The sequence below is a fragment of the Alcaligenes sp. RM2 genome (assembly GCF_052931795.1).
In genome coordinates this window covers 194,896-215,928 of record NZ_JBRFIO010000001.1, presented here as the reverse complement: position 1 = coordinate 215,928, position 21,033 = coordinate 194,896, and the positions used below count along the sequence as shown (strand labels likewise).

The 21,033-nt window shown below is 56.2% G+C and carries 17 protein-coding genes; 7 read left to right on the top strand and 10 right to left on the bottom strand.

Annotated features, from left to right (window positions below; all coding sequences use genetic code 11):
* Nucleotides 1-2: 2 nt before the first annotated feature.
* The 5 genes from cpaB to ACU6HM_RS00935 all read right to left on the bottom strand — a co-directional run bounded on the left by cpaB (nt 3) and on the right by ACU6HM_RS00935 (nt 2,748).
* Nucleotides 3-956 carry a Flp pilus assembly protein CpaB gene (gene cpaB / locus ACU6HM_RS00955; RefSeq protein ID WP_239054522.1) on the bottom strand — a complete coding sequence of 318 codons (954 nt, stop codon included), beginning with the start codon at nt 954-956 and terminating at the stop codon, nt 3-5.
* On the bottom strand, nt 956-1,444 hold the full coding sequence (locus tag ACU6HM_RS00950) for a TadE/TadG family type IV pilus assembly protein (protein ID WP_446763251.1): 489 nt from the start codon (nt 1,442-1,444) through the stop codon (nt 956-958). Before ACU6HM_RS00950 ends, cpaB begins: the two co-directional genes overlap by 1 nt.
* Complete coding sequence (locus ACU6HM_RS00945; protein WP_336971250.1) at nt 1,441-1,980, bottom strand: TadE family protein; 540 nt, start codon at nt 1,978-1,980, stop codon at nt 1,441-1,443. Before ACU6HM_RS00945 ends, ACU6HM_RS00950 begins: the two co-directional genes overlap by 4 nt.
* Nucleotides 1,962-2,465 (bottom strand): A24 family peptidase, encoded by a 504-nt coding sequence (locus ACU6HM_RS00940; protein WP_446763250.1) that lies wholly within the window; start codon nt 2,463-2,465, stop codon nt 1,962-1,964. Before ACU6HM_RS00940 ends, ACU6HM_RS00945 begins: the two co-directional genes overlap by 19 nt.
* A 100-nt stretch (nt 2,466-2,565) precedes the next feature.
* Complete coding sequence (locus ACU6HM_RS00935) at nt 2,566-2,748, bottom strand: Flp family type IVb pilin (protein WP_021446907.1); 183 nt, start codon at nt 2,746-2,748, stop codon at nt 2,566-2,568.
* Between the two features lie 761 nt (nt 2,749-3,509).
* Here ACU6HM_RS00935 and ACU6HM_RS00930 point away from each other — a divergent pair.
* The 7 genes from ACU6HM_RS00930 to ACU6HM_RS00900 all read left to right on the top strand — a co-directional run bounded on the left by ACU6HM_RS00930 (nt 3,510) and on the right by ACU6HM_RS00900 (nt 14,577).
* Complete coding sequence (locus ACU6HM_RS00930) at nt 3,510-5,183, top strand: ShlB/FhaC/HecB family hemolysin secretion/activation protein (RefSeq protein ID WP_439108647.1); 1,674 nt, start codon at nt 3,510-3,512, stop codon at nt 5,181-5,183.
* A 338-nt stretch (nt 5,184-5,521) separates the two neighbouring features.
* The gene (locus ACU6HM_RS00925; RefSeq protein WP_446763249.1) at nt 5,522-7,246 is read left to right on the top strand and encodes a collagen-like triple helix repeat-containing protein; all 1,725 of its coding nucleotides are present in this window, start codon (nt 5,522-5,524) and stop codon (nt 7,244-7,246) included.
* On the top strand, nt 7,243-7,833 hold the full coding sequence (locus ACU6HM_RS00920) for a MarR family winged helix-turn-helix transcriptional regulator (protein WP_226348979.1): 591 nt from the start codon (nt 7,243-7,245) through the stop codon (nt 7,831-7,833). Before ACU6HM_RS00925 ends, ACU6HM_RS00920 begins: the two co-directional genes overlap by 4 nt.
* Before the next feature lie 232 nt (nt 7,834-8,065).
* The gene (locus tag ACU6HM_RS00915; protein WP_446763248.1) at nt 8,066-10,045 is read left to right on the top strand and encodes a collagen-like triple helix repeat-containing protein; all 1,980 of its coding nucleotides are present in this window, start codon (nt 8,066-8,068) and stop codon (nt 10,043-10,045) included.
* A gap of 103 nt (nt 10,046-10,148) precedes the next feature.
* Nucleotides 10,149-11,024 carry a hypothetical protein gene (locus ACU6HM_RS00910; protein ID WP_446763247.1) on the top strand — a complete coding sequence of 292 codons (876 nt, stop codon included), beginning with the start codon at nt 10,149-10,151 and terminating at the stop codon, nt 11,022-11,024.
* A 12-nt stretch (nt 11,025-11,036) separates the two neighbouring features.
* Nucleotides 11,037-11,561, top strand: a complete 525-nt coding sequence (locus ACU6HM_RS00905) for a MarR family winged helix-turn-helix transcriptional regulator (protein WP_250755944.1) — start codon at nt 11,037-11,039, stop codon at nt 11,559-11,561.
* A 175-nt stretch (nt 11,562-11,736) separates the two neighbouring features.
* Nucleotides 11,737-14,577, top strand: a complete 2,841-nt coding sequence (locus tag ACU6HM_RS00900) for a M16 family metallopeptidase (protein ID WP_257112174.1) — start codon at nt 11,737-11,739, stop codon at nt 14,575-14,577.
* A 115-nt stretch (nt 14,578-14,692) separates the two neighbouring features.
* Here the strand turns inward: ACU6HM_RS00900 and dnaJ are convergent, their stop codons facing one another.
* The 5 genes from dnaJ to hrcA form a co-directional block, all read right to left on the bottom strand.
* Nucleotides 14,693-15,826, bottom strand: a complete 1,134-nt coding sequence (dnaJ, locus tag ACU6HM_RS00895; RefSeq protein ID WP_009459542.1) for a molecular chaperone DnaJ — start codon at nt 15,824-15,826, stop codon at nt 14,693-14,695.
* A gap of 102 nt (nt 15,827-15,928) precedes the next feature.
* Nucleotides 15,929-17,854, bottom strand: coding sequence for a molecular chaperone DnaK (gene dnaK / locus ACU6HM_RS00890; RefSeq protein ID WP_035272098.1), 1,926 nt, complete (start codon nt 17,852-17,854; stop codon nt 15,929-15,931).
* A 185-nt stretch (nt 17,855-18,039) separates the two neighbouring features.
* On the bottom strand, nt 18,040-18,630 hold the full coding sequence (gene grpE / locus ACU6HM_RS00885) for a nucleotide exchange factor GrpE (RefSeq protein WP_009459546.1): 591 nt from the start codon (nt 18,628-18,630) through the stop codon (nt 18,040-18,042).
* Nucleotides 18,631-18,746: 116 nt separating this feature from the next.
* Nucleotides 18,747-19,832, bottom strand: coding sequence for a ferrochelatase (gene hemH, locus ACU6HM_RS00880; RefSeq protein ID WP_035272097.1), 1,086 nt, complete (start codon nt 19,830-19,832; stop codon nt 18,747-18,749).
* Between the two features lie 63 nt (nt 19,833-19,895).
* Nucleotides 19,896-20,909 carry a heat-inducible transcriptional repressor HrcA gene (gene hrcA / locus ACU6HM_RS00875; RefSeq protein WP_009459549.1) on the bottom strand — a complete coding sequence of 338 codons (1,014 nt, stop codon included), beginning with the start codon at nt 20,907-20,909 and terminating at the stop codon, nt 19,896-19,898.
* Nucleotides 20,910-21,033 lie beyond the last annotated feature (124 nt).

Sequence of the window (21,033 nt, the reverse complement as noted above, 5' to 3'; positions counted from 1 at the left end):
GCTTAATACTGAATGACCTCTAAACGGCCCCCGCGAATAACTTCCGTGCGGCGCGGCGGCGCAGCATGCGGCTCTCCGCTGGCCCGGGCTCGTGCCTGCACCTGTTCTTTTTCGGTCTGGCTGATTGCAAATTCACGCAAGCCCAAACCGGCCATGGCGCGGTTATCCGGCAGTTTCAAGGCATCGCGCTGATCGGCATCCAGACCAGCACGCGCGGGAATCAGACCCGCAAATTCAGGGAACAAGGAGGCGTCCGGCAAGCTCTCGTCCTTGGGAGCACGCAGGACCAGTTGCAGGCTGCCGCTACGGCTGGCCAGCAGGAGTTCGTTCACCGACTCCAGGGGGACGGCCAGCATGGCGTGGCGCGCCTGAGTCTCGGCACGATTCGTCGCATTGGCCTCTGCTGGATCTGGCCCGGACAGCGAAGCACCGCCATAGGCCAGCACGCGCACACGCGACATCAACAGGCGGGCCTGGGTGTCATTGACTTCGTTGCCGCTGTTAAAGGTAATGAAGATATCGACCAGATCGCCCGGCTCTACCCTGTGGCTGGCGCCAGTGATCACATCAATGGGAATGCTGACGGCGCGCTCACCCTCTTCCAGATAGCTGGCCAGACTTTTGGCGATGAAGCTGCTTAACACTGGCTGCCCTTGGCCCAGGTCAAAACGCAGGGTTTTCCCGCTCAAGGCTTCCAGCGTGTTGAAAGACTGGGCAGGGGCCGCAGGCCACTGCGCCAATTCCAGGGCATCAGCCTGCAAGGTTTCCCCCGCTTTCACATCCCGTTTGAGCACGACCACCGCCTGCAAGTTGGCTGCTGGCTCTACGCTTTGCGTGCTGAGCACAGGCTGGACCACCTCTGGTTTGGGCTTCATGCCCAGGTACAAGGCAAACGCAACCAATACGGCTGCGATCAGCAATAAAAGGACTGCCGCCCCCTTCATAATGCCGCTCATTAATGTGGTCTCCTGAGTACGAGTAGTGTCTTGGCGCTTAAGCTGCGCAATTGATCTGCCTGACCCTCTTCAGGCCTGAACAGATCCAGGGTTTGAGAAAGAATTCCGGGTTCAAGCTCCAGCTTCAGGGAAAGCTGGGCGCAGTCATACTGAGGCTCCGAGGCACAAGCCTGGGATTGAACATCCGCACTCAGGTCGCCAAACCAATGCAAGAACGCGTCGCTCTTGGCTTGGCCCCTGCCATAGTTCCTGGCCAGTTCCTGATTTATAAAAGGCGCGATCTCATCGGCGTTCTTGACCTGCATCGTCGCTTGGCGAGAAAGATCGCCGACCAGATGGTCCATTTTTTGCTTGGCCAGAAACAAGGAACTGAAGGTGATGATGCCGCTGAAGATCAACAACAAAATCCCCACCATCAAGGCAAACTCGATGGCAGCAACACCTTGCTGACGTTGTGCAGCAGAAAGGAGACAGGCGGCACGTGTCATGGCGTGTCCCCCGCTGTGCCCACTTCACCGGCAACCAGCAGATTGATCTGCGCATTGCCCTTTAACTGTTCGGGCACAACCAGCGCAAACAAGGTATCGGGAGCAAAACGAGGAATCAGGGGGGCTTGCAGGTAGTCGTACACAATCCCCACACGCAGCTCATCACTGAGCAAATCCGTGGTGATGCGCACATGCTCACTGCCTACCCAAGTGCTTAGCCACTGAACCTGATCGGCGGCCACTTCCTTGGCCCGATTTACCCGTGCTTGCAGGCGATCCGGACTGAGCATGGGGCCACCCGGCCCAGCGCCTGGCTCCAGCAAAGCAGCGCGGGCACCGGATTCGGCCGCGAAATTAAGAGACTGCTGCGCGGTCATGATCAGACCGAACGTCAGCAAGCCATACATGAAGAGAAACAACAATGGAAAAATCAATGCAAATTCCAGTGCGTAGGCTCCGTATTGGTATTTTTTTTCTACGCCACGCCGTTTTGCTAATTGGCCCTCTCGTGGGGGCTTTATTGATTTTGCATCCATACCCACCCCATTGTTGCAAGGGATAACCAGGCCCCTAAAGGCACACTACGCGCCTTGACGCGGGTTCCCGGCAAAGCAAATCCGTACTTACGTTCCAAGGATGGAATCAGCACCAATACCAAGGCATGCAAACCCGCCAGTACCGTGCCAAACAACACCACCATGCCTGCTTCCTTCCACCCCAGGGCCAGGCCCAGCACGGCCATCAGCTTTACATCGGCCGCACCCATCAAACGCAATAACCAGATTGGATAAAACACGATCAAGGCGGCGGCAAAACCGATCAGGGAGTCCCCCCAGCCCGCCCCCCATCCCCAGGGAAGGCCATAGGACACACTGACAAAAACCTTGTGCAACAGAACCGCCAAACCATAAAAAACTAATAAGGCATTAGGGATTTTCCGGAGCTTCAGATCGCTATAGATAATCTGAGCGGAAAAGAAAAGCAGAATAAAAATAAAGGAAAGCTTAATTAAAACGGACATAAGCATCAGCCATTCAAGCTAAAAGATACAGCCAGACCTGAAGTGGCTGATGCACCATCAAAACGTCTTACTTAATCAAAACAAGAGTCCGTAAAAACTATTACGTGACGGACTTTGCACCACTGATCTTGTCAGATATCGTTGTAAAAAGAGCATCCAAATTCGTACCCAGCGCGGTCAAGACACCGATGATCGCCACAGCGATCAGCCCTGCGATCAGGCCGTACTCAATAGCCGTTGCACCGTCTTCATCGTTCCAGAATTGCTGAAGTTGAGTCTTCATGACTGTCCCCATTCAAAAAGAAAAAATTACCCTCAACAGCGAGGATTCAAGGCCCCTTGGGGCACTACACTTTGCCAACTTTGGCAACTTCCACTGCTAACTGTTATCAATTTTTGTATTTTTCAGTTGAAATCATCTTAAACCCATGTATGTATCTGTTTTTACTAGGGTTTACGTGCAACAAACATCAAATACACAAACGAATTCTAGCCCAAAGATACGAAAAACGCATGATTGTGTATTTACAACAGCCAATTTCCCATAAAAAAAGGCCAAAAAACAGCTAATTTGAAACTTTTACTTACCCGTATTGTGTCGAAGTTTGTTAATGTTACCGTTTTTATCATTTCAGAATGCAACAAAAAAACTGACTGGCTACTGCTACAGAGCACCTGCAAGACAGCTTTAATTACTTGAAAGAAAGTAGGTTTTTTTCAATTTATTGCTGTTAGCAAGGGAAAACCCGCGCAGCCCCAACTAAGCATGAATACAGACATACAAGACTGTTTGCTAACGAGCTAAATCAGGGCTATTTTTTTTACGTTTCAAAATGTAATAGTTAAAGTGTTTTAAAGCACTAAGAGGAAATACCCTGCTTTCAAACAGCAAAAAGTGACAGCCAAGTTAAACTACGGCACAGTAGAAAAAAGCGCCCGATTTACAGCGAATAATGATTAATGAATATGAATCCCAAGCATCACTTGTCACTGGCCTTCCTTAGAAAAAAAAATCCCAGCCTGATTGTGAGCTTGGGATTATTTATGGGGCTGGCCACTACTGGTTCAGAAAGTTGGGCGGACGCCCCCTTGCGGGGGAACCCGGTCGACTCTTTGCCGCCCATCAATGCACCGGCCCCCAGCACGCGTGCGCCATCTCTAAACATTCCGCCCGCTGCCACCCAGACTCAATTGCAGCAGCAACTACAACTGCAAGTGGTGGTGCGCAGCTTTGATGTCAGCGGCAGTCGCAGCATTCCTTTTGAACAGATCACCGCGATTCTGGAACCGCTGGCCGGTAAAACGCTTAGCATTGCCCAGCTGATCAACGAGGTGAACAAGATCACCGCCCTGTATCAACAGCAGGGCTACCCCCTGTCTTTTGCCATCTTGCAGCAACAGGACTTTGCGCAAGGACACATCAAGGTCACGGTGGTGGAAGGCCATGTAGGCAGTGTTCGTATTGAAGGCGATCCAGGTCGCAGCCAGGCTCGCATCGAGCGTATCGCCAAAGCCATGGTGGATGAAAAGCCGCTTACCCAGCGCACGCTGGAGCGCACCATGAATCTGCTGCGCACCATTCCGGGCCTGAAAATAGATCCCAAGCTGGACATGCCCGTACGTACTGATGGCGCCTCCGAGCTGGTCATCAATGCACAGCACAAATCTTTCAGCGCAAATGCCAGCGTGGCGGAAATGGGCTCCAGCAAACAGGCTCTGGTGCAGTTAAGCGCCAATAGCCTGACGCCTCTGGGCGAACAGCTGAAGCTGACTGCCGCCATCCCCACCAGCTCTGAGGACGTGAAGTACGTCAGCGGCAACCTGACCATTCCCCTGACCGGTAATGGCTTGAATCTGGAGATTGATGGCTACCACTATCGCTCCAAGCCGCGTGATGAAGTTCTGGAAAGCCAGGGCTGGAACCGCAAGGTCATCAACGAACGTATCGGGGCGGCGATCAGCTATCCCTTTATTTTGAACAATCAACGCAGTCTGAAAGGCACGGCAGGTTTTTATGCCAGTCGCTCCCTGGACGACTACACCCACAAGACGCTGGACAATGTCTGGATCGAGAACACCACCGACGTACGCGCCCTGAAGGCTGAGTTGCGCTATACCGATGCCTCGCAGCGTCAATCTCGCGAGGTCAATCTGGGGGTCTACAAGGGTCTGGATGCCATGGGCGCCCGCAAGTCTCTGAACACCTACTTGCAACGTGATGCCGAGTCCGATCTGGACTTGGACTTCACCCGCTGGACCGCCTCTTTCAAGCAGAATCTGGCCTTGCCAGGGCAATTTGGCATGAGCTTTTCGGCCAGCGGCCAGTACAGCTCGAACGTCCTGCCAAACTCCGAACAGGTTTCTTTTGGTGCCTGGCGACATGGCTATGGCTATCCGCAAGGCGAGCTGGCTGGCGATAAAGGCATAGGCGCCACGCTGGAAATCAATCGACGCTTTACGAACTCCTCCACCTGGCTCAACAACATTCAGCCCTATATTGCCTATGACTGGGCACGCGCCTGGTACAACCTGGAGCGACTGAACAGCTATAACAATCGACGCCTGCGTTCCGCTGCCATTGGTGTACGGCTGTCCAATAACAAACACTATCTGTTTGACATCAACGTCGCCAAACCGCTGGGCGATTTGCCAGTTAACTCCGACAAACGCAAAGTACGCTTGAACACCAACTTTCTGTTCTTCTACGACGGTTTTTAGCAGGCATCCTGCCGGTACCCTTACTGCCGATTTTTCCCCAAGGCCATCGCAAGATGGCCTTTTTTGTTTTCCATTTCGGCAGATTCCGGCCTCAGGTGTTACGAAAAACGTTACGTAACAGGAACGGAACACCCCACAAAAACAGCTCCAAACACGCTCGCACCGACCCTGTTCTTTGATGAAATCCTGATCCGCAAAAACCAGGAAAACTCACAACACACTGATTAACAACAATAAAAATAAAACACAACAACAAAAATAGAACTTGGCACGCTACTTGCTTCATGTCTATCAACAGCCCTTGAAGGGCGTGCTTACACTTCAAATCGGAGTCAGACATGAAAGCAAGGAATTCAGCAAGAAACGCCTCGGTACACCGCAACTTGCAACGTGCCGTTGTCGCTACATTGGTCATCAGCGCCGCCGTTCTGGCCGGTTGCTCCTCGCGCGGCGGTGTTCGCGACGGCCTGGATGTGTCGGTTCGCCCCCCTGTTGTTGACCCTAACCTGCCCAAGCCCGGTGACGGCGGTACCGGCGGTGGCGACAACGGCGGCGGCAATAACGGCGGAAACAACGGCGGTGGCAAGGACACTAGCCTGACCCAAAATGCACTGGGCAATCTGGGCCAGGCTGTCGACAACGTAGTGCCTTTGAACCTGAGCAAAACAGGCAATCAACTGGGCAAAACGCTGGATGGCGCGCTCAAACCCGTTACCAATATCGTGACGGATGCCACACGCACCGTCGGTGGTGTGACCGGACTGGGACAGCCCGTCAACGGCTTGACCACTCAAGTCGGCGGTGTAGTGACCAATCTGGGCGATCAACTGGGCAAAACCGGCCTGCCCCTGAACCTGGGTGAGGGTGCGGGCGGTCTGCTGTCCCACTTGGGTCAAGCTGTGGGTTCGGTCGGCGGCTTGCTGGTCAACGATCCCAAGAACCCCAATCCACTGGGCAACACCTTGCACCACGCCACCAAAGGCATAGAAGTGCTGACCGGCTCCTTGCTGGGAGAAGGCAGCCTGCTGCATCCATTGACAGCGCAGCTAGGCCTGGGGGGTATCTTGCTGGCAGAGGGGGGAGAACCTGTCCTGCAGCCTGCACTGGGCAATATCGGACAAACCGTAGATAACATTCTGCCACTGGGGCTGAACCCGATTCTGGGTGATGTGGGCGGTGCTTTGGACAACACGGTAGCGCCTGTGGTTGCCACCGTCACCAATGTGACCCAACAAGTGGGGGATGGCCTGGGTGTTGGCCGACCCATCAACGCCTTGCTGGGTGGTGTTGGCAGCGCTTTGGGTAATGTGGGCAGCCAACTGGACAATGCAGCACCTCTGGGGCTGGGCGGTGTGGTAGGCCATTTGGGTCAGGCCGTCGCCTCGGTGGGTGGTGTACTGCACAAGACTGATGCAAATACCAACCCCCTGGGTAATACCTTGAATCACGCCACCCAGGCCGTCGCCTCCCTGACGGGCGGACTGGGCGGTATCACAGGTGGAGAAGGTGGTGGCTTGCTGGCACCCGTTACCGGACTGTTAGGTGGTGTGGGTGGCGGCGATGGTGTTAGCGGTGGATTGCTGGCCCCTGTCACCAGCTTGGTCGGTGGACTAACTGGTGGCTTGGCTGGCGGCGACGGCGCGAGCGGCGGCTTGCTCTCCCCTGTCACCAATCTGGTCGGTGGATTAACTGGTGGCTTGAGTGGCGGTGACGGCGCGGCCGGCGGCCTGCTCTCTCCCGTCACCAATCTGGTGGGCGGTTTGACTGGTGGCCTGACGGGTGGTGATGCCTCCAACGGTGGCTTGCTGGCTCCTGTCACGGGTCTTTTGGGTGGCATCACAGGCAGTGTTTCGATCGGTGGTGGCGCAGCAGCGGAAGGTCAGGCTGGTGGTGGATTGCTGGCACCCGTTACCGGTTTGGTCGGAGGTCTCGTCGGTGGCCTGACAGGTGGCGTCAACGTACAGGCAAACGCTGGCGCAGCCGGCGGCGAACAAGCCAATGGTGGTTTGCTGTCCCCGGTAACTGGTCTGCTCGGTGGCTTGCTGGGAGGTGGCCGGAAATGATGAATAAAGTCATGAACCCGGTCAGTTTGCCAGTAAGCTTCCATCCTGGCGCCCAAGGCGCCGGGGCTCGCTCCAACTGGTCCTCACACAGCGATGAGCAAAGCATGTTGTCAGAAAAGATGTTGATGGATCTGGGCAAAATGCTGGGCCGTCAATTCACCATCTACGCAGAAGCCCTGAAAGCCAGCTTGGCCGAAGAAGCGAATATCCCCTTGAATGATTTCAAAGCACTGGAATACATCATGGAATTCGATGCATTGCCTACAGGTCAGTTGGCTCATTTGATGGACTTGAGTGCCAGCGGTGTCAGCGCCCTGATCAACCGTCTGGAACACAGGGGTTACATTACCCGCGGCCGCCACCCCCTGGACAAGCGTGTGATTGCCTTGCATCCGGTAATGGACAAATGCCGTGAAGTCCTGGCTGTGAAGGAACGTGCTATCAACCAGGCAATCAACACGGCGGCGAATCAAAACCCTGCCCAGCTGATTGCCATGTACGACTTTCTGGTCGACAGCATGAGCACCTTCAGGCAAAACACCAAAGCCTGGCTGGATGCCAAGGCCCTGGTGCCACGAGCCTCCTGAGCACCCTGCTCAGCCCCTACGGAACCGCTGCTTGTCAGCGGTTCTTTTTTTGTTACGTAACACGTTCCGCCCAGCCCCTAAAACCCGTAACAAATAGCCCTCTTTTTTTCCTCTACTTTTCACCAAACCCAGCTTACATGCGGCTTGCAGGCAATCCAATAAATTGGCACGTGAATTGCTTAACTAGACTCAGGAAGCAAGCAAGTCCCCCGATCATTTATTGGAGCAAGCAATGCATAAAAATACAGACAGCAAGAAACCAGGCCTGCGCCTGACACTCCTGGCCACCCTGATGGCCAGCACTTTAGCGCTGACTGCCTGCGGCAGTTTATCCGGTGGTGGCAGTAGTGGCAGCGGTGGCGGCGGATCGGAAACCCCCACCAATCCAGGCCCAGGCACTGGTGGCGGCGACAACGGTGGTGGTGACAACGGCGGCGGCGATAACGGCGGCGGCGACAACGGCGGTGGTGACAACGGCGGTGGCGATAACGGCGGTGGCGACAACGGCGGCGGTGATAACGGCGGTGGCGACAACGGCGGCGGTGATAACGGCGGTGGCGACAACGGCGGCGGTGACAACGGCGGTGGCGATAACGGCGGCGGTGATAACGGCGGTGGCGATAACGGCGGTGGTGACAACGGCGGCAATCCCCCCACGCGTACACCGGGCCCACTGGAAACCACTCTGAATAATGTAGGTGAAGCCGTCGACAACGTACTGCCAGTCGGCTTGCAAGATACCGGCGGCAAGCTGGGCAAAACACTGGATACCGTAGTCGCTCCTATCGTGGACACTGCAACTGGCCTGACTCAACAAATTGGTGGCGCAACCGGCCTGGGCCAGCCCATCAATGGACTGACACAGCAAGTTGGCGGCGTTGTAACCAACTTGGGCGAGCAGCTGGGTAACAGCGGCCTGCCCCTGAATCTGGGCCAGGGTGTTGGTGGCTTGCTGAGTGGTCTGGGTAATGCCGTGGGCAGCGCAGGTGGCCTGCTTCATGCTGACGCCAACAACCCTAACCCACTGACAGCCGTACTGGGCCATGCAACCGGCGGTGTTGCTGCACTGACAGGCTCCCTGCTGGGTGAAGGCAGTCTGCTGTATCCCCTGACAGGACAATTGGGGCTGGGCGACTTGCTCAATGGTGCTGATGCTGCCCCTATCCTGGAACCTGCCTTGGCAAATGTAGGCCAGACAGTCGACAACATTTTGCCCCTTGGCTTGAACCCCATCCTGGGCAATGTCGGCGAGACCCTGGACACCGTAGTCGCTCCTGTTGGTGCAACGGTCACTCATGTCACCCAACAAGTGGGTGACGGTCTGGGTGTTGGTCAGCCTATCAATGCTTTGCTGGGCGGCGTAGGCAGCGCCCTGAGCAATGTGGGTACGCAGATTGATGGCGCAACCCCTCTGGGTCTGGGCGGCACCGTTAACCACTTGGGTCAGGCTGTTGCCTCGGTCGGTGGCCTCTTGCATAAAACAGATACCAACACGAACCCGCTGGGCAACACCCTGAATCACGCCACACAAGCTGTCGCCTCCTTGACTGGCGGGCTGACGGGTAATGGGGAAGGCGGGCTGCTCTCGCCAGTAACCGGCTTGCTCGGCGGACTGACTGGCGGTTTGGGCGGTGGTGATGCTGGCAACGGTGGCTTGCTGTCCCCCGTGACCGGCCTGCTCGGTGGTTTGACGGGTGGTCTGGGTGGTAGCGATGCAGCCAACGGTGGCTTGCTGGCTCCCGTGACGGGCCTGGTCGGTGGTTTGGTAGGCGGCCTGGGCGGCGGTGATGCAGCCAATGGCGGTTTGCTGGCCCCCGTGACGGGCCTGGTCGGTGGTTTGACTGGCGGACTGAGTGGCGGTGATGCAGCCAATGGCGGTTTGCTGGCGCCCGTGACAGGCCTGGTCGGTGGTTTGGTGGGCGGACTGGGCGGCGGTGATGCGGCCAACGGCGGCTTGCTGGCTCCTGTCACGGGTCTGGTCGGGGGTTTGACAGGTGGCCTGGCAGGCGGAGACGCTGCCAATGGCGGCCTGCTAGCACCTGTGACCGGCCTGGTCGGCGGACTCCTGGGCGGCGGTGCAACCGTTTCCGTAGATACCAGTGCCTCGGGTAGCGTCAACGCTGGTGGTGGAGCCGCTGCAGGCACCAACAATGGCGGTTTGCTGGCACCGGTAACCGGACTGCTCGGTGGACTGCTGGGCGGCCCTCGCTAAGCACAGGGGATGGGGCGTACACCGCCCTATTCCTTAACCCCAGGATCTTCCTAAGCCCTGCTTGAAATGGCTGAGCAATCCTGATCACCAGATGGAGTAAGTCATGACTACAAAGACACGCTTTGCCTCCAGCAGGATCATTTTGCTCGGCCTGGCAGCTAACCTGGTTTCACTAAGCGCGCAGGCCGACATCGTGGGTGTCAACAGCCTGCCCCTGCCAGTATCCAGTACATTTGCTACGAGCTTGATGAATGTCGATCCAGCACTCGATAAAGTACCTCTGATGGAGCAGCCTGGCCCCCTCCTACCCCTTTACGAGGTACTTTATTCCGCTGCAGATTTTGAACAGGTTTACCAGACGACTGTCTATATAAGACAGAAAGTTGACGATCTGGCTCAAGGGCTTGAACTAACGCCACTTCCCCTGAATGCAGGACAAGCTGCCGGAGATGTGCTCCACGGCGTTAGTAACACGATCGGCAACGTTGGGGATTTGGTCAGGAATAATCCGGACAACCCTTACCCCATTAGCAGCACGCTTACCGATCTGACAGGCAGCCTGGTCAATGCAACAGGCGCCCTGCTTCAAGGTAGTGTTCAAGCACCTGCCAACAACGGGCTGCTCAATGGTCTGGTAAACAACAATCCTGGCAACACAAATCTTCTCTCCCCCGTCACCAATCTGGTCAACGCTGCGGGCGGGGACTTAATTAACACCAACACAAGCAATGACGGCCTGCTTGCTCCGGTCGGCAATCTGCTGGGCGGACTGGCAGGCGGCTTGCCCATTACACCAGACAGCAATAATGGTTTGTTGACGCCTGTCACAGGCTTGCTGGGCAATATCTCGACCAGCCCCGTAAATAAGGCGCAGGCATCACTGCCTGCGGACAGTTCCACAACAACAGCAGCCAATGGCGGTTTGCTGGGCCCCGTCACTGGTCTGCTCAGCGGACTGCTGGGTGGCGCACCACATTAAGGATGTGTGCGTATGCCAGACAAACAGACACTGACCAGGACCTGGATCGACACCGATCCTCCGGATACGGTGCTGTCAGGGCATATGCGAGGCGACATTGTGCGCATGATGGTGCGTCAGTTCGATGTCTATATGGAAGCCAACAAACACGAACTGGCACAAGAAGCGGGCCTGAGCCTGAACGAATACAAGGCAATGGAGTTTGTACTGGAGCTCAAACACTTGTCGCCGGGCAGGCTGGCTCAGCTCCTGCACCTTAGCCCTAGTGGTAACCACGCCCTGATTACCCGGCTGGAGCACGCTGGTTATCTGACTCGCAAGCCACACCCTCGCGATGGACGCATGACTTGCCTCTACCCCAATCAGGAACGATGTAAACGCCTGATCGCCAATATGGAACACGCTGCGCAGCACATTATCAAGGCCACTGCTCAGCACAATCCGGGCCAACTGGCCGCCGTGCACGAGTTTTTGACCGGCAGCATCGGCCATCTCCGTCATGATGCGCTGCACAGACTCAAGCGCAAACCTGACTGAAGATCAGGGACCGGTTTCTTGCTGTTTTGCCCACCAGTACCCCTGGTGGGCTTTTTTTCGATGGTGCAGGACATTTGCGAGAGAAGTCGCCTACCCAGCCAAACGGCCCCATGCTACAAAAGACACTGGTCGGCTTGGCTGGCTTTTTCATCGCTAAAACCGTAAGGATGTGTTCATGAAACTCTCTGTACTGATTGCCGCCCTGCGCCTGCGCCATCTTGCAGGGGCTGCGCTGCTGTCCACTTCGCTGGCAGCCTATGCCCTACCCGCAGGTCTGGCCCAAGGCCCCTCTGTCGAAGGCGTCACTCAATACACGCTGGACAATGGCTTGCGCCTTGTTCTGGCCCCAGACGATTCCAAACCTACGACCACCGTCAACATGACCTACCTGGTCGGCTCGCGACACGAGAACTATGGGCAAACCGGCATGGCTCACCTTCTGGAGCATATGCTGTTTCGCGGCACCCCCACCTTGCGCAATGCGCTGGGAGAATTTTCCAAACGTGGTCTGGAAGCCAACGGCACCACCTCCAGCGACCGTACCAATTACTTTGCCAGCTTCGCCGCTGATCCCGAGACCCTGAAATGGTATCTGGACTGGCAAGCCGACGTGATGGTCAACGCTCTGATCGACAAGCAGGATCTGGAAGCGGAAATGCCCGTGGTGCGCAATGAAATGGAAAGCGGTGAAAACAGCCCTTTCCGTGTTCTGATGCAAAAGCTGACAGCCGCTGCGTACCAATGGCATAGCTATGGCAAGACCACGATTGGCGCCCGCTCCGACGTCGAAAACGTGGATATTGAACAGCTGCGCAAGTTCTACCACGACTACTATCAGCCCGATAATGCGGTGCTGTTTGTGACCGGGCAATTCGACACCGATCAGACTCTGGAGCACATAGCCAAGGCCTTTGGCTCCATCCCAAAACCGACTCGCACGCTGCGCCCCGAATACACGGTTGAACCCGTGCAAGACGGTACCCGCACAGTCACCTTGCGCCGTCACGGTGGTGCGCCCTTGATCATGTCGCTGTACCACCTGCCCAGCGCTGCCAGCCCGGAATACATGGACTTGAGCCTGGGCATCAGCGCCTTGGGCGATACCCCCAGCGGACAGTTGTACAAGAATCTGGTCAACAAGAACCTGGCTACCAGCGTATTCAGCTTTGATTCCGAAAGCCACGACCCAGGCTACGCCCTGTTTGGTGCCGAGCTGAAACCCGATATGGATCAGCAAAAGGCCTTGAAGGTCATGAATGACACGCTGGAAGGCCTGGCCAAGTCCCCGTTGAAAGATACGGATCTGGAACGCATCCGCAGCCAATGGATGACGGGCTGGACACAAACTTATGCCAACCCCTCCAGTCTGGCCAGCGCGCTATCTGAAGCGGCGGCCAGCGGCGACTGGCGTTTGTTTTTCCTGCAGCGCGACCGGGTCGAAGCTGCCAAGCTGCCCCAAGTTCAAAAGGCGCTGGAAACCTGGCTGGTCGCCAGCAACCGCAGCAATGGCTTGTACATCCCCACAGAAAAACCGCTGCGTGCTCCTGAGGCCAGCACCGTTGATGTGGCCAAGCTGGTACAGGACTACACCGGCAAGGATGGCGGCAAAACGGTAGAAGCCTTTGATCCTAGCCCTGCCAACATCATGGCCCGCACCGATCTGCAACCCTTGTCCTTGGGCAAGGATCTGGGCGAAGTGAAAATGGCCCTGCTGCCCAAGGGAACTCGCGCGGAACGCGTGGAGGCTCGCTTGTCCTTCAAGTTTGGTTCGCCTGATCAACTCAAGAACCAGACCGCTACCGCTGCAGCCGTCGCCAGCCTGCTGAGCACCGGTACCAAGAAACTGAACCGCGAACAGATTTCTGATCAGTTCACCGCCATGCAAACCCAGTTCAGCACCAGCGGCTCCAATGGTCGCTTGTACCTGAGCTTGTCCTCCAACCGCGAGAACCTGCCCAAAGCCATTGCTCTGGCGCTGGACGTGCTGCGCAATGCAAACTTCCCCGAGGACGAGCTGAAGAAATATCAGCAAGCCGTGGTCACCGATCTGAAATCGGCCAGCACCGAACCTGCTGCTTTGGCCAGCCAAGCGATTGAACGCTACACCAACCCATGGCCCAAAGACGATATCCGCTACACGCCCAGCTTTGAAGAAGGCATAGAGCGAGTCCAGGCGATTAACATCAAACAGGTGCGGGATTTCCATCAAAAATTCTACGGTACGGGTGATGTCGCCTTTAGCGCCGTGGGTGACTTTGACAAGGACGAGGTTCGCAAGGCTTTGGCCGATGGTTTGAAAGGCTGGCGCAAAGCCCCGACCTACCAGCGTCCGGACGATCCACTGCAGACCGTGGCTCCCAAGGTCTTTGACATCAACACGCCGGACAAGGCAAATGCCTTCTATCTGGCGGACCTGGGCCTGAAACTGCAAGACAGCGATGCGGACTTTCCAGCTGTCTACCTGGCAAACTACTTGCTGGGCCTATCTGAAACCTCGCGCTTGTGGAACCGTGTGCGCGTAGAGGATGGCTTGTCCTACAACGTACGCAGCCAGGTGGATGCGTCCAGCTATGAACCCAAGGGTTCGTGGACGGTCTATGCCATTCACGCTCCCAGCAATAGCGATAAGTTGAGCAAGACTATCGACGAGGTCCTGGCCCAAACACTGAAAGATGGCTTTAGCGAGCAAGAGGTCAAGGAAGGTGTGAATGCCTTGCTGAACTACCGCCGCTTGTCGCGCAGCCAGGACACCGTGGTCAGCAGTGCGTGGTTGAATTACCTGGACCTGGGCCGCAGCTTTGAATGGTCCGAGAAAATGGACCAGGATCTGCAAAAGCTCAATGCGGAGCAAGTCAATGCGGTTTTGCGCAAATACCTGAAACCCAAGGAAATGGTCGTAGCGATTGCCGCTGACCATGAGCGTCAAAAGCAAGGTGCCGCCACGCCAGCACCTGAAACCGCAGAACAGGCTCCGGTGACAGCGCCGGCTCCAGAACCCCTGGATGCCCAACCTTGATCAAGCCAGCAACCCCGCTTGCCTGAACGTTGAACAGGCGTAAAAAAGCCCGGTACAAAAGTACCGGGCTTTTTACTTTCTAATTGGCGACTCCTTGCTGGAGCCCTGCCAGGATTCAGGAGAAGAAACCTTTCACCTTGTCCGTCCAGGATTCGCTTTTGGGCGAGTGCTTGACGCCACCATCGCTCAAGGCCTGTTCAAACTGACGCAGCAATTTCTTTTGCTCTTCGTTCAGACGTACAGGTGTCTCGATTTGAATGTGGCAGTACAAGTCACCGGGGTAGCTGGAACGCAAACCCTTGATACCCTTGCCGCGCAAGCGGAAGGTCTTGCCCACTTGGGTGCCTTCAGGGATGGTGATTTCGCCACGCCCTGTCAGGGTAGGCACTTCCACCGTTCCGCCCAAGGCCGCCGTGGTAAAGGGGATGGTCAGCTCGCAATGCAGGTCCTCGCCATCACGCTGGAAAATACCGTGCGGCTTGATGCGGATTTCCACATACAAGTCACCGGCAGGACCACCGTTAACGCCAGGCTCACCATTGCCGCTGGAGCGAATGCGCATGCCATCATCAATACCGGCTGGAATCTTGACCTGCAAAGTCTTGGTCTTCTTGACCTTGCCTTCGCCGTGACACACCACGCAGGGATCAGGAATTTCCTTGCCGCTACCGTGACAGGTCGGGCAGGTTTGCTGCATGCTGAAAATGCCTTGCTGCATACGGACCGCGCCACTACCTTGGCAAGTGCGGCAAGTCTGTGCAGAGGTACCGGGCTTGGCACCCGAACCCGAGCAGGTTTCGCAGTTTTCCCAGCTTGGTACACGAATTTCAGTATCAAAACCGGCTGCTGCCTGCTCCAGGCTGATATCCAGCGAATAGCGCAAGTCCGCGCCACGGTAAACCTGAGGGCCACCGCCACGACGTCCGCCGCCACCACCAAAGATTTCGCCAAATATATCGCCAAAGGCGTCTGCAAATCCGGCCCCGCCCATGCCGCCACCCATACCGCCCATGCCGGCATTGGGATCGACTCCGGCATGACCATAGCGGTCATAGGCTTCGCGTTTCTGTTCGTCGGACAGGATCTCGTATGCTTCCTTGGCTTCCTTGAACTTTTCCTCGGCGTCCTTGCTATCCGGATTACGGTCAGGGTGGAACTTCATGGCCAGCTTGCGATACGCCTTGCGGATTTCATCCTGCGTCGCATTTTTGGCCACACCGAGAATTTCGTATAAATCGCGTTTTGCCATGTTTGATTAACGACGTCCAAACGCCGCTGTTTGAATAATAATGCCCGATCTCCAGCGTATGCCGCCAAAGATCGGGCCAGGGAACCTTATTCAGGCTCGCAATTACTGATCGCGTTTGACTTCTTTAAAGTCGGCGTCGACCACGTTCTCGTCGGCGGGCTGCTGGGCTGTGCCTTCAGCACCTTCTTGTGCTGCGGCTTGAGCCTGCATGTCGGCGTACATCTTCTCGCCCAGTTTCTGCGAGGCCACACCCAGTGCTTCCACCTTGGCGTCGATGGCTTCCTTATCGCCTTCTTTCAGAGTTTCCTCCAGATCAGCGATGGCCTTTTCGATGGCTTCTTTCTCTTCCGCTTCCAGCTTGTCGCCGTAGTCCGTCATGGACTTGCGGGTGGAGTGAATCAAAGCCTCGGCCTGGTTGCGTGCAACAGCCAGCTCAGCGATGCGGTGGTCTTCTGCTGCGTTGACCTCGGCATCTTTCACCATGCGCTCGATCTCCTCGTCGGACAAACCGGAGTTTGCCTTGATGGTGATCTTGTTCTCTTTGCCTGTGCCCTTGTCTTTGGCGGACACGTGCAAGATACCGTTGGCGTCGATGTCGAAGGTCACTTCAATCTGTGGCAGGCCACGTGCTGCTGGTGGAATGCCTTCCAGGTTGAACTCGCCCAGAGCCTTGTTACCGGCAGCGATTTCACGCTCGCCCTGGAACACCTTGATGGTCACAGCAGGCTGGTTATCGTCAGCCGTGGAGAACACTTGCGAGTGACGCGTAGGAATCGTGGTGTTCTTCTGGATCATCTTGGTCATGACGCCACCCAGGGTTTCAATACCCAGGGACAGAGGAGTCACGTCCAACAGCAAGACGTCGGTACGATCGCCGGACAACACGGAACCTTGAATGGCTGCACCAGCGGCCACGGCTTCGTCCGGGTTGATGTCTTTACGCGGATCACGGCCAAAGAACTCTTTAACGCGCTCTTGCACCTTGGGCATACGGCTCATGCCGCCGACCAGGATCACGTCGTCGATTTCCGAAACCTTCACGCCCGCATCCTTGATGGCAACACGGCAAGGCTCGATCGTGCGTTCGATCAGGTCCTCGACCAGCGCTTCCAGCTTGGAGCGAGTGATCTTCAGGTTCAAGTGCTTGGGACCGGAAGCGTCTGCCGTGATGTAAGGCAGGTTGATCTCGGTCTGCTGCGTGGAAGACAGTTCGATCTTGGCTTTTTCAGCGGACTCTTTCAGGCGCTGCAAGGCCAGCACGTCTTTGGACAGATCAACGCCGCTTTCTTTCTTGAACTCGTCGATGATGTAGTCGATGATGCGCTTGTCAAAGTCTTCGCCACCCAGGAAGGTGTCACCGTTGGTGGAGAGCACTTCAAATTGCTTCTCACCGTCGATATCGGCGATTTCGATGATGGACACGTCAAACGTACCGCCACCCAAGTCGTATACAGCGATCTTGCGATCACCCTTGTCAGCCTTGTCCAGACCAAAAGCCAAAGCTGCGGCGGTAGGCTCGTTGATGATGCGCTTGACTTCCAGACCGGCAATGCGGCCTGCATCCTTGGTTGCCTGACGCTGGCTGTCGTTAAAGTAAGCAGGCACGGTAATCACGGCCTCGGTTACTTCTTCGCCCAGGTAGTCTTCGGCAGTTTTCTTCATTTTGCGCAAGATGTCGGCGGACACTTGCTGAGGTGCCATCTTCTTGCCTTGAGCTTCCACCCATGCGTCGCCGTTGTCGGCGGCAGTGATGGTGTAAGGCACGTGCTCGATGTCTGTCTGAACTGCCTTTTCAGTGAACTTACGACCGATCAAGCGCTTGACAGCGAAGATAGTGTTGGTGGGGTTGGTGACAGCCTGGCGTTTGGCAGGAGCGCCAACCAGGATTTCGCCATCCTGCATGTAAGCCACGATGGAAGGGGTCGTACGACCGCCTTCGGCATTTTCGATAATACGAACCTGGTCGCCATCCAACACCGATACACAGCTATTGGTGGTTCCAAGGTCAATACCAATGATTTTGCCCATGATTTTTTACCTGACTAAAAGATTGATTGCGAAAGCAAATTATTTGATGAAATGCATATGGGGAACTCTGCGTGCATTTCAAGAGCAATGGCCTTATTTTTTTACTGTGCAAGCGGCTGATCCGAAAAAGCAGTCAAAAACGCCTTAATTCCGAACAGCCTGCGCGCACAGACAGGCTGGCTCTATTACTTGGGGGCCGACACCATCACCAAGGCCGGACGCAGCACGCGATCCGAAATGGTGTAGCCCTTTTGCAGCAACTGAGCCACTGCGCCTTCTTCAAACTCCGAAGGTACGGCCGAAATGGCTTGGTGCAGGTGCGGATCAAACTTGTCACCGGCTTGTGGAGCCACTTCTTTCAGGTTGTTGCGCTCAAAAGCCTTGTTCAGTTGACGCAAGGTAGTTTCCACGCCTTCTTTCCAGGCGTCCGTGCTTTGCTCGGTCTGGGCCAGAGCCGCTTCCAGGCTGTCACGCACGGGAATCAGGCTTTCAGCAAAGGACTCGGTGCCGAACTTGCGGGCTTTAGAGACATCATCCTCCGCACGGCGGCGAATGTTTTCCACCTCGGCCTTGGCACGCAGCAGCTGGTCGTAGTACTGCGACACTTTTTCCTGGGCCTGAGCCAACTCGGTGGCCAGATCAGCCGAACTTTCTTCGGGCTGCTGAGCCAAAATCTCTGGCTGCTCGTGCTCGGGGGTGCCCTGTTGTGCCTGTTCAGGCGTGTTTTCCGTCACTTCCCCGTCCAGAGGCTTATTGGGATCGGCATGTGTAGCCATTCGATGTATCTCCACTACAGAATTCGTTGATCGCATAAAAATGGGGGCATCTGCCCCCAGTTCAAGACCCGCCTGCATATTTTGCTGGCCAGCCCCTTGGAAAACGTCCAATACCGCTATCCGGCTGGCACCAGACGGCTGGGCAGCCAGCCTCCCAGATGCTGCACGGCCAGCCGTCCCAGGCCCTCAATCCATTGCGGATCGTCATTCAGGCAAGGTATGTAATGGAACTCGCGGCCACCTTCTTCCAGGAAAGCGTCGCGGCATTCCACCTGGATTTCTTCCAGCGTCTCCAGACAATCGGCCAGAAAACCGGGGCAGACGGCATCCACACGCCCCACCCCCTGCTTGCCCCATTCGCGCAAGGTGGGCTCGGTATAGGGTTCCAGCCAGCGCTGCGCGCCAAAGCGACTTTGAAATGCCATATGCACTTCTACGGCAGGCTCATCCAGCGCCGCACGCAAGGCATCCGCCGTTTCACGGCAGTCACGGTAATAAGGGTCGCCCAGTTCCACGCAGCGGCGCGGCAAGCCGTGAAAGCTCAATAGCAGACGCTCTGGCTTGCCATGTTCATCCCAGTAGCGGCGTATCTGTGCCGCCAGCGGGCCAATGTAGTCCGGGTGCGTATGGTAACGCTTGAGGAAGCGCAGCTCAGGTTGATTGCGCTGTTTTCCAAGGTGCTCCGCCACGCAATCCACCGCCGTAGCCGTGGTGCTGGCTGCATACTGCGGGTACAGGGGCAAGCTCAAGATTCGTTCGCAACCCGCTGCTTTCAATTTATCCAGACCACTGGCAATGGACGGGTTGCCATAACGCATACCCAGCTCCACCTTCACATCATGGCCTTGCGATTGCAGCAGCTCTTGCAGGCCATCGGCCTGTGCCTGGCTGTAGACCAGCAAGGGCGCGCCCTGTGGCAACCAGATATCCTTGTAGCGCGGTGCCAGCTTGCTGGGGCGGCGAGGCAAGATGAACAGACGCAGAATAATCTGCCAGAGCGGCTGAGGGATTTCAATGACACGGGGATCAGACAGGAATTCCCCCAGGTAGCGGCGAATGGACGCAGCATCGGGCTGGTCCGGCGTGCCCAGATTGACCAGCAAGATACCGATGGGCCCGGCCTCGCGTACCGGAGCCTGATCATTGAACATATCGGCGTCCTGCGCTTCGGGCAAATAAGGAGAAGCAAACAACTTGGGCATGATGATTAGTACGTTAGACAGCCTGATTGCCTTCAGCCCAACAACAGACTGAAGGTCCAGACCTTAACTGGCAGAGTGATGGCTCAGGGCATTGGACAATAGCCGGGCCGTAATGTCCACGATAGGAATCACACGATCATACGCCATCCGCGATGGCCCGATCACACCCAGCGTCCCCACGACCTTGCCATCCACGCCATACGGCGCCGTAATGACGGACACATCATCCAAAGGCAAAAGCTGCGAATCCCCACCGATATAAATTTGCACGCCATCGGCCTGACTGGAGACATCGAGCAAGTGCAGCAGATCGGTTTTCTTCTCGAACAAGGAAAACAGACGGCGCAAACGATCCATGTCCGCCACCATCTCGGTCACGTTCAAAAGCTTGCTTTCACCGGCGATGACCACAGCTTCTTCGCTATCGGGCTGATGGCTGCCCACATCCACCGCCTGTTGCATCAGACGCGAAATATCCGCCTGCAAGGAGCTGAGCTCCTGTGACAAGGCCAGCTTGACCGACTCGAAGGACATGCCCGAGAAATGCTGATTGAAAAAGTTGCTGGCCTCGACCAGCTCCTGCTCCAGATAGTCGCGCGGCACAAACAGGATGCGGTTTTGCACATCACCATCCGGCGTGACGATAATCAGCAACACCCGTTTGTCAGACAGACGAATAAATTCAATTTGCCTGAAGGTCTGGGCTTTTTTCGGCGCCAGCACCACACCGGCAAACTGCGACAGATTCGACAGCAAGGAAGCGGCAGAACTAACGGCCCGGTTGGGTTCGTCAAAAGGCAGGTACTGGCTAAGATTACGTGCATCGGGCCGCTCGAAACGCTCGGCAGCCAGGAGGCGATCCACAAACAGGCGATAGCCTTTGGGCGTAGGAATGCGCCCCGCCGAGGTGTGGGGGCTATGAATCAGGCCCAGGCCTTCCAGCTCGGCCATCACATTACGAATCGTGGCCGGGGAAAAATCAAAAATGGTCGATAAGGTACGGGACCCTACCGGCTGACCATCGGCGATGTAACGCTCGATCAGCACCTTCAACAAGGCATTTGCTCTGTCATCCATGTCGCGTACGTCACTTAAAAACACCAGCTCTGCATGATAAAGGGGAGAATCTTACAGCCAAGCCTAGAGTGGCAACTCTATAATCCACTGATCGCCATTATTTCATCAATCATAAGGTTTTCGC

What these genes read in the sequence shown, in the direction of transcription:
- ACU6HM_RS00950 (WP_446763251.1), bottom strand. Translation starts at nt 1,444, where the DNA reads ATGACACGTGCCGCCTGTCTCCTTTCTGCTGCACAACGTCAGCAAGGT.
- grpE (WP_009459546.1), bottom strand. Translation starts at nt 18,630, where the DNA reads ATGGCTACACATGCCGATCCCAATAAGCCTCTGGACGGGGAAGTGACG.
- hrcA (WP_009459549.1), bottom strand. Translation starts at nt 20,909, where the DNA reads ATGGATGACAGAGCAAATGCCTTGTTGAAGGTGCTGATCGAGCGTTAC.
- ACU6HM_RS00925 (WP_446763249.1), top strand. Translation starts at nt 5,522, where the DNA reads ATGAAAGCAAGGAATTCAGCAAGAAACGCCTCGGTACACCGCAACTTG.
- ACU6HM_RS00930 (WP_439108647.1), top strand. Translation starts at nt 3,510, where the DNA reads ATGGGGCTGGCCACTACTGGTTCAGAAAGTTGGGCGGACGCCCCCTTG.
- dnaJ (WP_009459542.1), bottom strand. Translation starts at nt 15,826, where the DNA reads ATGGCAAAACGCGATTTATACGAAATTCTCGGTGTGGCCAAAAATGCG.
- dnaK (WP_035272098.1), bottom strand. Translation starts at nt 17,854, where the DNA reads ATGGGCAAAATCATTGGTATTGACCTTGGAACCACCAATAGCTGTGTA.
- ACU6HM_RS00900 (WP_257112174.1), top strand. Translation starts at nt 11,737, where the DNA reads ATGAAACTCTCTGTACTGATTGCCGCCCTGCGCCTGCGCCATCTTGCA.
- ACU6HM_RS00940 (WP_446763250.1), bottom strand. Translation starts at nt 2,465, where the DNA reads ATGTCCGTTTTAATTAAGCTTTCCTTTATTTTTATTCTGCTTTTCTTT.
- cpaB (WP_239054522.1), bottom strand. Translation starts at nt 956, where the DNA reads ATGAGCGGCATTATGAAGGGGGCGGCAGTCCTTTTATTGCTGATCGCA.
- ACU6HM_RS00920 (WP_226348979.1), top strand. Translation starts at nt 7,243, where the DNA reads ATGATGAATAAAGTCATGAACCCGGTCAGTTTGCCAGTAAGCTTCCAT.
- ACU6HM_RS00915 (WP_446763248.1), top strand. Translation starts at nt 8,066, where the DNA reads ATGCATAAAAATACAGACAGCAAGAAACCAGGCCTGCGCCTGACACTC.
- ACU6HM_RS00910 (WP_446763247.1), top strand. Translation starts at nt 10,149, where the DNA reads ATGACTACAAAGACACGCTTTGCCTCCAGCAGGATCATTTTGCTCGGC.
- ACU6HM_RS00905 (WP_250755944.1), top strand. Translation starts at nt 11,037, where the DNA reads ATGCCAGACAAACAGACACTGACCAGGACCTGGATCGACACCGATCCT.
- ACU6HM_RS00945 (WP_336971250.1), bottom strand. Translation starts at nt 1,980, where the DNA reads ATGGATGCAAAATCAATAAAGCCCCCACGAGAGGGCCAATTAGCAAAA.
- hemH (WP_035272097.1), bottom strand. Translation starts at nt 19,832, where the DNA reads ATGCCCAAGTTGTTTGCTTCTCCTTATTTGCCCGAAGCGCAGGACGCC.
- ACU6HM_RS00935 (WP_021446907.1), bottom strand. Translation starts at nt 2,748, where the DNA reads ATGAAGACTCAACTTCAGCAATTCTGGAACGATGAAGACGGTGCAACG.